The organism is Streptacidiphilus neutrinimicus (assembly GCF_000787815.1).
Taxonomy (GTDB): Bacteria; Actinomycetota; Actinomycetes; order Streptomycetales; family Streptomycetaceae; genus Streptacidiphilus; species Streptacidiphilus neutrinimicus.
The window spans coordinates 58,699-72,083 of the sequence record NZ_BBPO01000010.1; the positions used below are offsets into that span (position 1 = coordinate 58,699).

At 73.2% G+C, this 13,385-nt stretch carries 11 protein-coding genes; 6 read left to right on the forward strand and 5 right to left on the reverse strand.

Going from position 1 to position 13,385, the window contains the following annotated elements; genetic code table 11:
* Positions 1-342 (reverse strand): hypothetical protein (locus tag TR48_RS43045; protein WP_439654456.1); only part of this gene is annotated, 342 nt, incomplete at its 3' end.
* A 569-nt stretch (positions 343-911) separates the two neighbouring features.
* Here TR48_RS43045 and sucC point away from each other — a divergent pair.
* Together sucC and sucD are read left to right on the forward strand one after the other, a co-directional pair.
* Positions 912-2,087, forward strand: a complete 1,176-nt coding sequence (gene sucC / locus TR48_RS09480) for an ADP-forming succinate--CoA ligase subunit beta (RefSeq protein ID WP_042365527.1) — start codon at positions 912-914, stop codon at positions 2,085-2,087.
* 16 nt (positions 2,088-2,103) lie between these two features.
* Positions 2,104-2,985, forward strand: coding sequence for a succinate--CoA ligase subunit alpha (sucD, locus tag TR48_RS09485; protein ID WP_042365529.1), 882 nt, complete (start codon positions 2,104-2,106; stop codon positions 2,983-2,985).
* Positions 2,986-3,133: 148 nt separating this feature from the next.
* Here sucD and TR48_RS38705 read toward each other — a convergent pair whose 3' ends face one another.
* A complete protein-coding gene (locus tag TR48_RS38705) occupies positions 3,134-4,429 on the reverse strand; it encodes an RNA polymerase sigma factor (RefSeq protein WP_152627872.1) in 1,296 nt (431 codons plus the stop codon).
* 997 nt (positions 4,430-5,426) lie between these two features.
* Between TR48_RS38705 and TR48_RS43050 the strand changes: the two genes are divergently transcribed.
* Complete coding sequence (locus tag TR48_RS43050) at positions 5,427-7,148, forward strand: cell division protein PerM (protein WP_042365530.1); 1,722 nt, start codon at positions 5,427-5,429, stop codon at positions 7,146-7,148.
* Positions 7,149-7,218: 70 nt separating this feature from the next.
* Here the strand turns inward: TR48_RS43050 and TR48_RS09500 are convergent, their stop codons facing one another.
* Complete coding sequence (locus TR48_RS09500; protein ID WP_042365531.1) at positions 7,219-8,127, reverse strand: hypothetical protein; 909 nt, start codon at positions 8,125-8,127, stop codon at positions 7,219-7,221.
* 544 nt (positions 8,128-8,671) lie between these two features.
* On the opposite strand from TR48_RS09500, the gene purN reads away from it, so the two are divergent.
* On the forward strand, positions 8,672-9,346 hold the full coding sequence (gene purN / locus TR48_RS09505) for a phosphoribosylglycinamide formyltransferase (protein ID WP_084729092.1): 675 nt from the start codon (positions 8,672-8,674) through the stop codon (positions 9,344-9,346).
* A gap of 89 nt (positions 9,347-9,435) precedes the next feature.
* Positions 9,436-11,019: a bifunctional phosphoribosylaminoimidazolecarboxamide formyltransferase/IMP cyclohydrolase gene (purH, locus tag TR48_RS09510; protein ID WP_042365532.1), complete on the forward strand. Its 1,584-nt coding sequence runs from the start codon at positions 9,436-9,438 to the stop codon at positions 11,017-11,019.
* Between the two features lie 83 nt (positions 11,020-11,102).
* Here the strand turns inward: purH and TR48_RS09515 are convergent, their stop codons facing one another.
* Both TR48_RS09515 and TR48_RS40225 read right to left on the reverse strand, forming a co-directional pair.
* Positions 11,103-11,780, reverse strand: a complete 678-nt coding sequence (locus TR48_RS09515) for an RDD family protein (protein WP_042365533.1) — start codon at positions 11,778-11,780, stop codon at positions 11,103-11,105.
* 79 nt (positions 11,781-11,859) lie between these two features.
* Positions 11,860-12,303, reverse strand: a complete 444-nt coding sequence (locus TR48_RS40225; RefSeq protein ID WP_201777105.1) for a DUF2752 domain-containing protein — start codon at positions 12,301-12,303, stop codon at positions 11,860-11,862.
* A 214-nt stretch (positions 12,304-12,517) separates the two neighbouring features.
* Here TR48_RS40225 and TR48_RS09525 point away from each other — a divergent pair, with 214 nt between their 5' ends.
* Complete coding sequence (locus TR48_RS09525) at positions 12,518-13,381, forward strand: bifunctional methylenetetrahydrofolate dehydrogenase/methenyltetrahydrofolate cyclohydrolase (RefSeq protein WP_042365534.1); 864 nt, start codon at positions 12,518-12,520, stop codon at positions 13,379-13,381.
* Positions 13,382-13,385: the final 4 nt, after the last annotated feature.

Genomic DNA, 13,385 nt, shown 5'->3' on the forward strand with positions numbered 1-13,385 from the left:
AATGCAGAGCTCGGTGTCGGCGAGCGTCTGGGGGCACAGCCGCCACATCGCGGCGGTGATCCGGACGAACTGGCGGGCGCGGGTGACCGACTCGGCCTCGGCGGCGAACGTCGCGGCGGCCTGCCGGTCCATGGGCCAGGTGGAGCGGGCGGAGCCGAGCTCGGCGAGGTCCGCGGGGGAGAGACCCGCGCGGGGGCGGCCTGCGGGCGAGAGGCCCGTGGCCGGGAGCTCGGCGGCCGGGAGGTCCGCAGCCGAGAGATCCGTCGGGTGGAAGCCCGCGGAGGGAGGGTTTTCCTGCGGGTGGTCCGTGGGCGGGCACGCGGAAGCGAAACGGTTCGGCAAGAAGGCCGGCGGTGGTGCGGGGGCCGGCTCAGGGGCTTCCTCGGTCCGTTCGGGACCGAGGCCGGGTCTGTGTGTGCTGCTCTGCATCGTGCGTCCGCTTCCAGGAGGCACAGGTGGCGGCGACCCACCGTTCGCTGTGACGTATCCGTTATACCCGGCGCGCCCGCGTCGCACGGGCCGTTCCGGTGATCCCGAACTTTCCGGACACACCGGGCGGGCGCGCACCCGCGCGGACCGGCCAGGACGGCTGCCCGAGCGCCGAGGACGGCCGCTGAACGATGGGGGCCCCGGGCGTGTCGGACGGAGGTCGAACCAGGGCGCCGCGCTCCCGCCGACCCGCCGTACCCTCGTTGTGATGGTTATCACCGGTCCGGGAGGGCTCCCTGGCGAACCCGGGCCCCCGGACAGGGATAACCTGCGAGACGGACATGCCGCGTGCCACGCCGCCGTGTGCTCCCCATAGCGAAGGCGCCGACGCGAGGTCCCTGCCAGGACCCGCGTACCCCGCCGGAGCGGTCCGTGCGGCACGCTGGGAAGACAAGCAGTCGCGATCACAAGGACGGACGCGCGTGGACCTCTTCGAGTACCAGGCGAGGGATCTCTTCGCCAAGCACGGTGTACCGGTGCTGGACGGTGAAGTCATCGAGACCCCGGAGGCCGCTGCTGCGGTCGCCGAGCGCCTGGGCGGCCGCGCGGTCGTCAAGGCTCAGGTGAAGGTCGGTGGCCGCGGCAAGGCCGGCGGCGTCAAGCTGGCCGCCGACCCGGCGGACGCCGTGGAGAAGGCCCGGGCCATCCTCGGGATGGACATCAAGGGTCACACCGTCCACCGGGTGATGCTCGCCCAGACGGCGGACATCAAGGAGGAGTACTACGTCTCCTTCCTCCTCGACCGGACCAACCGGACCTTCCTGGCCATGGCCTCCGTCCAGGGTGGCGTGGAGATCGAGGTCGTCGCCGAGGAGAACCCCGAGGCCCTCGCGAAGATCGCGGTCGACGCGGTCGAGGGTGTCACCCCGGCCAAGGCCGCCGAGATCGTGGCCGCGGCCAAGTTCCCGGCCGAGGTCGCCGACCAGGTCGCCGAGGTCCTGCAGAAGCTGTGGACCGTCTTCATCGCCGAGGACGCCCTCCTCGTCGAGGTGAACCCGCTGGTCAAGACCGGTGACGGCAAGGTCATCGCGCTCGACGGCAAGGTCTCCCTGGATGCGAACGCCGACTTCCGCCAGCCGGAGCACGAGGCGCTCGAGGACAAGGCCGCTGCCAACCCGCTCGAGGCGAAGGCCAAGGAGAAGGGCCTCAACTACGTCAAGCTCGAGGGCGAGGTCGGCATCATCGGCAACGGCGCGGGTCTCGTCATGAGCACCCTGGACGTCGTCGCCTACGCCGGTGAGAACCACGGCGGCGTCAAGCCCGCCAACTTCCTCGACATCGGTGGCGGCGCGTCCGCCGAGGTCATGGCGAACGGCCTGGAGATCATCCTGGGCGACCCGGACGTCAAGTCCGTCTTCGTCAACGTCTTCGGTGGCATCACCGCGTGCGACGCGGTCGCCAACGGCATCGTCCAGGCGCTGGAGCTGCTCTCCAGCAAGGGCGAGGCCGTCACCAAGCCGCTGGTCGTCCGTCTGGACGGCAACAACGCCGAGCTGGGTCGCAAGATCCTGACCGACGCGAACCACCCGCTCGTGCAGCAGGTGGACACCATGGACGGCGCGGCCGACAAGGCCGCCGAGCTCGCGGCTGCGAAGTAAGGGCTGGGGAACCGAAATGGCTATCTTCCTCACCAAGGACAGCAAGGTCATCGTCCAGGGCATGACCGGCTCCGAGGGCATGAAGCACACCCGCCGCATGCTCGCCTCCGGCACCGACATCGTCGGTGGCGTGAACCCGCGCAAGGCGGGCACCACCGTTGACGTCGACGGCACCGAGGTGCCGGTCTTCGGCACCGTCAAGGAGGCCATCGAGGCCACCGGCGCCGACGTCTCCGTCATCTTCGTGCCGCCGGCGTTCACCAAGAGCGCGGTCATCGAGGCGATCGACGCCGAGATCCCGCTGGCCGTCGTCATCACCGAGGGCGTGCCGGTCCACGACACCGCCAACTTCTGGGCGTACAACAACCAGAAGGGTGGCAAGACCCGCATCATCGGTCCGAACTGCCCTGGCCTGATCAGCCCCGGACAGTCCAACGCGGGCATCATCCCGGCCGACATCACCAAGGCCGGCCGCATCGGTCTGGTGTCGAAGTCCGGCACGCTGACCTACCAGATGATGTACGAGCTGTCCGACATCGGCTTCTCCTCCGCCGTCGGCATCGGCGGCGACCCGGTCATCGGCACCACGCACATCGACGCGCTGCAGGCGTTCCAGGACGACCCGGACACCGACCTCATCGTGATGATCGGTGAGATCGGCGGCGACGCCGAGGAGCGCGCGGCCGCGTACATCAAGGAGCACATCACCAAGCCGGTCGTCGGCTACGTGGCGGGCTTCACCGCGCCCGAGGGCAAGACCATGGGCCACGCCGGCGCCATCGTCTCCGGCTCCTCCGGCACCGCGCAGGCCAAGAAGGAGGCCCTCGAGGCTGCCGGCGTCAAGGTCGGCAAGACGCCGTCCGAGACCGCCCGCCTGGCGCGTCAGCTGATCGGCTGAGCAAGGCACCCAGGCACCCAGGCACCGAGGCGCCCTGGCGCTGAGGCGCTGAGCTGAAGGGCCGCCCCCGCGTTCGTTCGCGGGGGCGGCCCTTTCGCGCGCCTTCGCGTGCTTTCGCATGCCTTCATGCTTTCGCGTGCGCGGGAGATCAGTCGAGAGGGTCGGTGACGTTCCTCGGTCGGGACTGGTGGGGGCGCCCGTGCTGGGGGTGCACGCCCGGGCCGCCCGGTGGGCCGGGGTGCCCCGGAGCCGAGGGCTTGGCGGGCCCCTGGGGCTTGCCCGGAGCACCGCGGTGGCCGGAGTGCTTGCCGTGCTTGCCGTGGGACCCCTTCTTGGCGTCGCCTGAGGTGTCCTGGTTCTGCTGGATCAGGCCGGGCCCGGTCGTGAAGGCGGTGATCGGCGGCTCCGGGACCTTCGGCGGCTGGAAGTCGGCGGTGGGCGCGTTGTCCGCGGTGCCCATCACGGTGGCATGGGTGGGATGCGGGATGACGGGACGCTCCGCCGGGTGCAGCGGCGTGCCCCAGACCGCTCCCGCGCCGAGGAAGCCCGCCATGGCCAGGGCGAGTGCCCCAGCGGCCAGCGTCAGCCCCCCGTCGTGCAGGCGCGCGCGGCTGCGTGTGACGTGGGCGGGGATGTGCTCGGGCGTCTCCGCGCAGGCACGGACGGCAGCCGCCCGCAGGCGGTCGCCGAGACGCCGTCCGAAGCCCGGCGCCTCGGGATCCGCGCCGGCGGCCTCCGGCAGCGCCTCGGCCAGCGCGCGACGGGCACGCGCGACGCGCCCGAAGGTGACCGGGGTGCTGCCCTCGACCTCGGCCGCGGTCTGCGCCCAGTCCAGTCCGATCACGTCGTGCAGGACCAAGGCCCGGCGCTGCGGCCGCGGCAGCCGCATCAGCGCCTTCAGCAGCGCGCGGTCCTGCCCTTCGGGCAGTGAGTCCGGTGGGACGTCGAGGGCGGCGGCGTGGCCGACCGCCCGGTGCGGGAGGTGGAAGGCGTGCTGCATGCGCGGTCCGCCGCCGTGCCAGGGGGAGAGGGCGAGATCGAAGGCGGTGGCCCGGAGCCAGCCCTCGGGCGAGGGGTCCGCGCTGACGGTCGGCCAGTTCGTCCAGGCGAGCTGGAAGCCGCGCCGCACGCAGTGGGCCGCACGGTGTCTGTTCGCGGTGAGCAGGAACGTCTGCCACGTCAGTCGCGGCGCGAGGGCGGCGTAGAGCGCGTCGAAGGCCTCCCGAGTCGCCGGGAGGGCGGCGGAGGGGACTGCGGAAGGTAGCTCGGAGTGGGGACCGGCTGGGGCAGGCCCCGCAGCGGCGGGGCCGTTCGACGGCTCCCGTCCGGCCCCGTGCCCGACGGCCTCCGCGTCGACGCTCCGCGCCCCGGCGACCGCGGCGCGCCCCGATCCGAACGCGCCGTGCCGCCCTGGCCCGGTGGGGGCCGGCGCCAGCGAGGACAACGACGGCGCGTCAGGGACGCGGGTACCGGCGCCGCCGGGACCAGCGGCGTCGCGACCAGCGACGTCCGGCGCCACCCAGTCCGGCGCCACCCAGTCCGGCGCCACGCGGTCCGGCGCCACGCGGTCCGGCGCGACGCGGTCCGGCGCGGCAGCCTTCCCTCCGGCCGAGTCGGGCCGGGCGGAGGCCCGTCGGCTGGGCGCCTGACGGGCAGGGCCCTGGTTGTTGCCTCGGCCCGCGGCGCTGCGGTCGGCGGCGTCTCGGTCGGCGGCGCCTCGGCTGGCGGCGCTGCGGTCGGCAGCGTCTCGGTCGGCGGCGCTCCGGTCGGTAGGGGCCCGCTCGGCAGTGTCCCGGGCGACGGAGCGGGTGGGAGCGGCGGCCACGGTGGTCTCGGCCCGCGGGGGCCGAGCCGGGGCGGGGGCGTCGCCTGCCGGTGCGGACCTGCGTCGCCGGTCCGCCTCGGCGCGGGCGCCGGCGGGCGTCCGCTTGGCGCGATCGGTCTGCTTGCTTCCGTCGGCTCGCGCGCCCGCGGCAGCGCGGGAGGCGGCGTCGGCCGGGGCGCCCGTCGTCGATCGCGTCGTGGCGGAAGCCCGCCTGTTCCCGTCGGCTCGGCTCCCGGCCTCACGCTGCTTGGCTGTACCGGGCCGCTCGGCCCCGGGGGTCCGCTTGCCTTCAGGCTCGGTCGTCCGTTCTTTCTTGCCCGGTGACGCGGCGTCGGCGGCGGGGCGGCGCTTGGTTGACACTCCGTCGGCGACGCCGGGTGCCGTCGGAGCCGAGGGGGCGTCCGCGGCGGAGCGGGATGCGCGGCGGGCGGCCTGGGCCTGGCGCCTCGTGCGGGCGCGCGAGGCGTCGTGGGAGTCCTGAGGCGGCGTCATGTGAGGCCCGCAGTGGACGTCGAGGCCGCGTGGAGGCTCAGTCGCATATATGAATTGTTGGATCAAAGAGTGACAACTGCATGTTTTGCGACAGATCGGGCGTGTCACGTGTCGACCCTGGACCATGGCACTCTTCGACCGACCAGCTCTTCTCGCCGGTGCCGGCGCGGCTCTGGCGGGGTGGGGCATCGTGGCCGTGCCCGTGCTGCTGCTCTGGGTGACGACGCCTTACGCGGACGGCGATCTGACGGCCGTTCCGCAGCTCGCGGCGGCGTTGTGGCTGCTCGCGCAGGGTGGGCCGCTGCGCTGGGACGGGGCGGCGGGGCACGCTTCCCTCGGTGTCGCGCCGCTGCTCGTGACGGCGCTGGCCGTGGGACTGGTGCACCACGCCGCGGCCCGGGCCGGGCGGCGGCGGGAGGTGGTGCTCGGCTATCTCGGGGTCGCGGTGCCCGCCGCGCTGCTGGGACTGGGGAGCGAACCGCGGACGGAGCCGGTGCCGGACCTGCTCTGGACGGGGCTGCTCGCGTTGCTCGCCGCGATCGCGGGCGCGCACCGGAGCACGGGTGAGTGGGGTCTCGCGGCCGCCTGGCGGGCGGTGCGGGCACGCGGGGAATGGCTGGGCGTGTGGCCTGTGCCGACGCCAGAAGGCGTGCTGGCGCGGCGAATGGGGTGGCTGCGCGGGCTCGCGCCGCAGCGCGACGAGGCGCTGCGGGCGGGGCTCACGGGAGCGCTCGCCCTGCTGGGCGGCGGCGCGGCGGTGCTGACGGCCTCGATCCTCGTGCACCCGGGCGCGGCGGGGACGTCCGCGGCGCTGCTCGCCCCGGATCTGGCGGGGCGGGTGTCGCTGATGCTGCTGTGCGCGGTGCTCGTCCCGAACGCGGCAGTCTGGGCCGGGGCCTACGCGCTGGGCACCGGGTTCACCCTGGGCGGGCACGCCGCCGCACTGGGCTCGCAACCCCTCGCGCCGCTGGCACTGCCGTTGCTGGCGGACGCGCCGGGGCCCGGACGGTCCGTTTTCGGGCTCCTCGCGCTGGCGGTGCCGCTCGCCTCGGGCGGTGCGGTCGGCTGGGCGCTCACGCGCGACGTCAGGGTGGTCCCGACATCGGCCGTCACGCCGTCGGCCGTGCCGAGACCGGAGGACGCGGCGGACGGGGAGGAACCCTCGTGCCGGGACGTCGGGCCGACGTGCGGCTGGACCGCCCTGGCGCTGGTCGTGCTAGGGGCTTCGGCCTGCACAGGTCTGCTGGCGGGCGTCGGGGCCCGGTGGGCCGGCGGGACGCTGGGCGACGGCGCGTTGGCCGAGGTCGGCCCGCCGGTCGGCTGGACCGCGCTGGCGGCCTTCTGCTGGACCTTCGCCGTCGGGCTGCCGACCGCGTTCCTGCTGCGCTGGTCCCGCTCGCGGATGAGGGCTCCGCGGATGTCGCCTGCGCCCGCGCCCGACGCGCTTCCGGCCGAAGCCCGTGCCGGCGACGCCGTCACCGCCGAGGTCCACGATGACCGCGCTCACGATGCCCGCGCTCACGATGCCCGTGCGCAGGACCCCCGTACGCAGGGTGCCCGCGCCCACGACGCCCACGCTGACCACCCTCGGCCGGTGGAGGCCCTGACGGTCGCGTCGGCTATCGCGGCCGTGATCGACGGCGCGGACTGGGGCTTCCCGGCCGAGGAGCCGGACCGGGGCCCCAGCTCCGGCTCCGGCTCCAGCCGCAGCCCCAGCCCGGGCCCCGGCTTTGGCCTCGGCCTCGGCCTTGACGTCGGCCTCGCCGTTGACCGCGACCATGAGCCGACGGAACCCACCCCCGGCCTCGCCGCCACGCCCGCCGCCGATCCCGGCCCCGATGCCTGAAACGTGTGAGCGCCTGAACGTCGGAGCGCTTGAGCGGCTCAGCGTGTCAGCAGCTCAGCGCCTTAGCGCCTCAGCTCCCGTTGAACTGGGTGAGCCACGCCGGCGGGCGTGGCGAGACCGACGTCGCGCAGGCGTCGTAGGAGGTCTTGGTCAGGGCGTTCGCCTGGCAGTCGTAATAGCTCTTGTAGTACAGCTGCACGCCGAAGACCGCGCCGACGAGCGCCAGGCTGACCGCGCCCGCGATGAGGCCGCCGAGGGCGGCCGGGACCTGCGGGCGGGTCGACGGCGCGGGGTAGTACGGGGAGCTCGGCGGCGTCGGAGCGGCGCCGGACAGGGCGGCGGTCTTCGCCGAGGACGACGGCTTCACCTCGCCGCGCAGCGCGCTGACGCCCCAGTAGAGCGCCAGGGCGCCGAGCAGCAGGGTCAGGTACGGAACGCCGAGGACCATGAAGAAGAAGCCCCAGATGCCGCTGAGGAGAGCCAGCCGGGAGCGGCGCAGGACCGGGTCGTTGGGGTCGAAGCGCGGACCGGGCGGCTGGTAGGGGAAGTGCGGCAGCGGCGGTTGCTGGCCCTGGTAGCCGGGGCTCCACGGGTGCGGGGGCGGGACCTCGGCGCGGCCGCGCGGCGGTGTGCCGGGCGCCTCGCCCTCGGGGCCGGGCGACGGCGTGCCGTCCGCCGCGCCGGTTCCCTCCGCTGACCCGGATCCGGACCCGGACCCGGACCCGGACGCGGACCCGGGTCGCGCGTCCTGCGGCTGCGCCGGTCCGAAGCCGGAGCCGCCCGAGCCACCCGAGCCACCCGAACCGGCGGATCCGGCGCGAGCGCCCGAAGCACCGGAGCCGCCGCTCCCCTGGGGACCGGCGGCGTGTGTGACCGGGCCGCGCGGTTGCCAGGGCCGGTCCGGCGCACCCTCGGGCGGAGGCGCGAAGGCATCCCGCGCCGGGGCGCCGGTCTTGGTGGTGTCGCCGCTGTGGCCCATGGTCTTCGCCGTAACTCCTGATCGCCTGCCCGTACGCGTACACGCATCGTGCACGCCTCGTGTGTGCACCGTGCGCGCGTACCTCTCGTCTGCGGATCGCGCCCGCAGTAGTCCGCAGGGACACCCTCTCACTTGGCGGGGCCCTGTGGCGTGCGACCCCAGGATGATCGTGGGCCCGTGACGGGGCCCGGCCCGGTGAGTGCGGGGCCAGGCCCGGGCGCGGTGCGGGGTCCGCCGTGGCCCCGGGCCGGATCGGGCCCGGGGCCACGGCGGGGTCTGATCAGGGTCTGGGGTGCGGGGTCGTGTGCGCGTGCCGGTAAAGTTGCTGACGGACGGCGCGCCCCCGAGGTTCCCGTCCGGTCCGCAGGAACAGCTGCGGGCGCCTTTCGGCGGACGCGGATGCCGGTCACAGGATGACACCCTGCGTCGGCCACCGACTGAGCTCGACGCACGGCCCGGCGGCGCGACGCGTGCACGACGCGTGACGGCAGCGCAACGCAGCGCGGCACCGGACGGCGACGGGCCCGACCTGAAGGACCGAGCAGTGGCTCTTGCGCCCGGAAGTGCACCGCTGGACTTCGCCGCACCGGCGGCGCCGGCCCGACTCGTGGTCCTGGTCTCCGGCTCCGGCACCAATCTCCAGGCGCTCATCGACGCGGCCGACGACCCGGCCTACGGCGCGACGATCGTCGCCGTCGGCGCGGACCGGGACGGCATCGCGGGGCTCGAGCGGGCCGAGAGGGCGGGCATCCCCACCTTCGTGCACCGGGTGAAGGACTACCCCGAGCGCACCGACTGGGACGCCGCGCTGACCGCCGCCACCGCGTTCCACGAGCCGGACCTCGTGGTCTCGGCCGGCTTCATGAAGATCCTCGGCGGTGAGTTCATGCGCCGCTTCCAGGGCCGCATCGTCAACACCCACCCCGCCCTCCTCCCCTCCTTCCCCGGCGCGCACGGCGTGCGCGACGCGCTGGCGTACGGGGTCAAGGTCACCGGCTGCACCGTGCACCTGGTGGACGAGGGCGTGGACACCGGACCGATCATCGCCCAAGGCGTGGTCGAGGTCGCCGACTCGGACTACCAGGACGAGGGCGAGGCGCTCCACGAGCGCATCAAGAACGTCGAGCGGAAACTGCTCGTCGACGCCGTGGGACGGATGGCCCGCGAGGGCCACCGGGTGGACGGACGCCGGGTGCTCATCCCGGCTCCCGTCCGCTGACCGGTCGTGACCGGACATCCCACGGGACAACACATCAACCGCACCGACGGGGTGGTCATCTCGCCGGGGCATTGCAGAAGGATTCGGTAATGAGCTCAGGCAGCAACCAGCCGCAGCCCACCTCCGAGAACGTTCGTCCCATCCGTCGGGCGCTCGTCAGCGTCTACGACAAGACCGGCCTCGAAGAGCTGGCCCAGGGCCTGCACGCGGCCGGAGTCGAGCTGGTCTCCACCGGCTCGACCGCGGCGAAGATCGCCGGCGCGGGCGTGCCGGTCACTCCGGTCGAGGAACTGACCGGCTTCCCCGAGTGCCTCGACGGTCGCGTGAAGACCCTGCACCCGCGCGTGCACGCCGGCATCCTGGCCGACCTGCGGCTGGAGTCGCACCGTGCGCAGCTCGAGGAGCTGGGTGTGGCGCCCTTCGACCTCGTGGTCGTCAACCTGTACCCGTTCGCGGCGACCGTCGCCTCCGGCGCGACCCCGGACGAGTGCGTGGAGCAGATCGACATCGGCGGCCCGTCGATGGTCCGCGCGGCCGCGAAGAACCACCCCTCCGTCGCCGTGGTCACCTCGCCCGCGCGCTACGCGGACGTGCTGAAGGCCGTCGCCGACGGCGGCTTCGACCTGGCCGCCCGCAAGCGTCTCGCCGGTGAGGCGTTCGCGCACACCGCCGCCTACGACGTGGCCGTGGCCTCCTGGTTCGCCGACGGCTACGCGCCCGCGGACGAGGAGCGCTTCCCGCAGTTCCTCGGCTCGACGTACGAGCGCGAGAACGTGCTGCGCTACGGCGAGAACCCGCACCAGGCCGCGGCGCTCTACGTCGACGGCAGCGGCAAGGGCATCGCCGCCGCCGAGCAGCTGCACGGCAAGGAGATGTCGTACAACAACTACGCCGACACGGACGCCGCGATCCGTGCCGCGTACGACCAGTCCGAGCCGTGCGTCGCCATCATCAAGCACGCCAACCCGTGCGGCATCGCGATCGGCGCGGACGTCGCCGAGGCGCACCGCAAGGCCCACGAGTGCGACCCGGTCTCGGCGTTCGGCGGCGTGATCGCCGTGAACCGACCGGTCACGGTGGCGCTGGCCGAGCAGATCGCGCCCATCTTCACCGAGGTCGTCTTCGCCCCGGACTACGAGCCGGGCGCGGTCGAGGTGCTGGCGCAGAAGAAGAACATCCGCGTGCTGCGCGGCACCCCGGCGCTGCCGACGGTGGAGACCCGCGCGGTGACCGGCGGCATGCTGCTGCAGCAGGCCGACCGGATCGACGCGGCCGGTGACGACCCGTCGACGTGGACGCTGGCGTGCGGCGAGGCGCTGTCCGAGGCGGAGCTGGCCGAGCTGGCCTTCGCCTGGCGGGCCTGCCGCGCCGTCAAGTCGAACGCGATCCTGCTGGCCAAGGGCGGTGCCTCGGTGGGCGTCGGCATGGGTCAGGTCAACCGGGTCGACTCCGCGCGTCTGGCCGTGCAGCGGGCGGGCGAGCGGGCGCGGGGCTCCTTCGCCGCCTCGGACGCGTTCTTCCCGTTCCCCGACGGCCTGGAGGTGCTGACCGAGGCCGGCGTCAAGGCCGTGGTGCAGCCGGGCGGTTCGGTCCGCGACGACCTGGTGGTGGAGGCCGCGAAGGCGGCCGGCGTCACCATGTACCTCACCGGCACGCGGCACTTCTTCCACTGAGGCGCAGTGACCTGATGCCATGACGAAGGCCCGCCGCTCCTCCTCGGTGCGGCGGGCCTTCGCCCTGTCACGGTGGCGCCAGGTCAGCTGGACTTGACGACCACGGTGTTCATGATCTTGTCAGCGAAGGTCTGCTTCTTCGCGTCCCACAGCGGCCACAGGTAGCCGATGCAGCAGATGCTGTCGAGGACGTGGGCGACCTCGCGCACGATCGCCGGACCGACCTGCAGCTGCTGGCCGTCGGCCTCGCGCACGCCGCGGATGTTGACGGCCTTCTGGCCCAGGGACTGGCCCATGGTGCCCTTCATCACGCCGATGCCGACCAGCACCAGGATGCTGACGAAGAAGCTGCCGGCCTCGTAGGCGCCCGTGTTGCTGCTGATGGTGCCGTCCGCGTTGATCGTGGTGGACGGGCCGTCGACGGCGAACAGGATGATGTACGGGATCAGCCCGACGACGATGGTGTCGATCAGGCGCGCCACCACGCGTGCGCCCCAGCCGGCGTACGCGTTCTGCACGTAGCCCGCGTACGGGTCCTGGCCGACCGGGTAGGCCGGGTACTGGCCCTGCTGCGGGTAGCCGTAGGCCTGCTGCTGCGCGTAGGGGTCCGCCGGAGGCTGCTGCGGGTAGCCGTAGGCCGCCTGGTCCTGGGGCTGCTGCTGGGGGTAGCCATAACCCGGCTGCTGCGGCTGCTGACCGTAAGGGTTCTGCGGCTGCTGCGGCTGGCCGTAAGGGTTGTTCGGGTCGGGCGGGTAGCTCATGTTCGTGCCTCCGGGCAGGGATGCGTGGTGAGAAGTGGGTGTGCTGACAGGCGGTGAGATTATCGGAGTGCGGTGACGCTCAGGAGGGCAGAAAACCGTATCGGTGCAATTGCCAGAGCCAGGAGACCGCCGCCGCAGAGAAGATGACGATGTTCTTCTTCCGGGCGGGCAGCCGCCACCACCAGGCGCCGCCGCCCAACGGGGCGAACAGCAGGCCGAGACCGACCAGGACGGTCACGGGGTTGGCGGCGATCGCCGCGCCCACGTGACCGGCGCCCAGGTCCATGAAGACCGTGGTGCTGCCGCAGCCGGGGCAGGGCATGCCGGTGAACCGGCGCAACGGGCAGAGCACGCCCGGATCATGGGTGCGGTGCACCTCCGCCGCCACGACGGCGACGACCGCCGCTCCGCCGGCACGGAGCAATACCCGAAGAGGCCCCCCGTAACGACCGGCCGCGATCTCGGCCCAACGGCGCTCCAAAGCGGCGCGCCTGCCCAGGGCGAAAGCCTGGTCTGCGCTCACGTCCCCCCGTGCCCCCGTTCCTGCTTTCTTACTGCTCTTAACCGACACCCATCGTTGCGAGCGGCAGCCGCCATGTCCACCTCGTTCGCAGGTCCACCACACGGTTGTGGCGTATTTGCAACCGGATCCCGACGGTCCATGTGCGATCATGCGCGGTCGGGCCGTGACCCGGCCCCTGAGCACGACTGCTTCCGCGATCCGGGAGAATGGCTCCATGACCGCCCAGATTCTCGATGGCAAGGCCACCGCCGCAGCGATCAAGTCCGAGCTCGTCTCCAGGGTCGAGGCGCTGAAGGCGCGGGGGATCACCCCCGGCCTCGGCACCGTCCTCGTCGGTGACGACCCCGGCAGCCACGCCTACGTCCGCGGCAAGCACCGCGACTGCGCCCAGGTCGGCATCGCCTCCATCCAGCGCGAACTCCCCGCCGACGCGACCCAGGAGCAGGTCGAGGACGTCGTGCGCGAGCTCAACGCCGACCCTGCCTGCTCCGGCTACATCGTCCAGCTGCCGCTGCCCAAGCACCTGGACGAGAAGCGCGTGCTCGAGCTGATCGACCCGAACAAGGACGCCGACGGCCTGCACCCGATGAGCCTGGGCCGCCTGGTGCTGGGCGTCGAGGCGCCGCTGCCGTGCACCCCCTACGGCATCGTCGAGCTGCTGCGCCGCCACCAGATCGAGCTGAACGGCGCCAACGTCACGGTCGTCGGCCGCGGCATCACCGTGGGCCGCTCGATCGGCCTGCTGCTGACCCGCCGCAGCGAGAACGCGACGGTCACCCTCTGCCACACCGGCACCCGCAACCTGGACGAGCACCTGCTCAGCGCGGACATCATCGTCTCCGCCGCGGGCGTGCCGCACCTGATCAAGCCCGAGCACGTGCGCCCCGGCGCGACCGTGCTGGACGTGGGCGTCAGCCGTGTCGACGGCGTCTACACCGGCGACGTGGACCCGAAGGTCGCCGAGGTGGCCGGCTGGATCTCCCCGAACCCGGGCGGTGTCGGACCGATGACCCGGGCGATGCTGCTCGCGAACGTCGTCGAGGCGGCGGAGCGGCAGGCCAGTGCAGCCCGCGACTGAGGGC

Excerpts from the sequence above, each read along its gene's own strand:
- sucD (WP_042365529.1), top strand. The coding sequence starts at position 2,104 with ATGGCTATCTTCCTCACCAAGGACAGCAAGGTCATCGTCCAGGGCATG.
- TR48_RS43050 (WP_042365530.1), top strand. The coding sequence starts at position 5,427 with ATGGCACTCTTCGACCGACCAGCTCTTCTCGCCGGTGCCGGCGCGGCT.
- TR48_RS09500 (WP_042365531.1), bottom strand. The coding sequence starts at position 8,127 with ATGGGCCACAGCGGCGACACCACCAAGACCGGCGCCCCGGCGCGGGAT.
- purH (WP_042365532.1), top strand. The coding sequence starts at position 9,436 with ATGAGCTCAGGCAGCAACCAGCCGCAGCCCACCTCCGAGAACGTTCGT.
- TR48_RS09515 (WP_042365533.1), bottom strand. The coding sequence starts at position 11,780 with ATGAGCTACCCGCCCGACCCGAACAACCCTTACGGCCAGCCGCAGCAG.
- TR48_RS09525 (WP_042365534.1), top strand. The coding sequence starts at position 12,518 with ATGACCGCCCAGATTCTCGATGGCAAGGCCACCGCCGCAGCGATCAAG.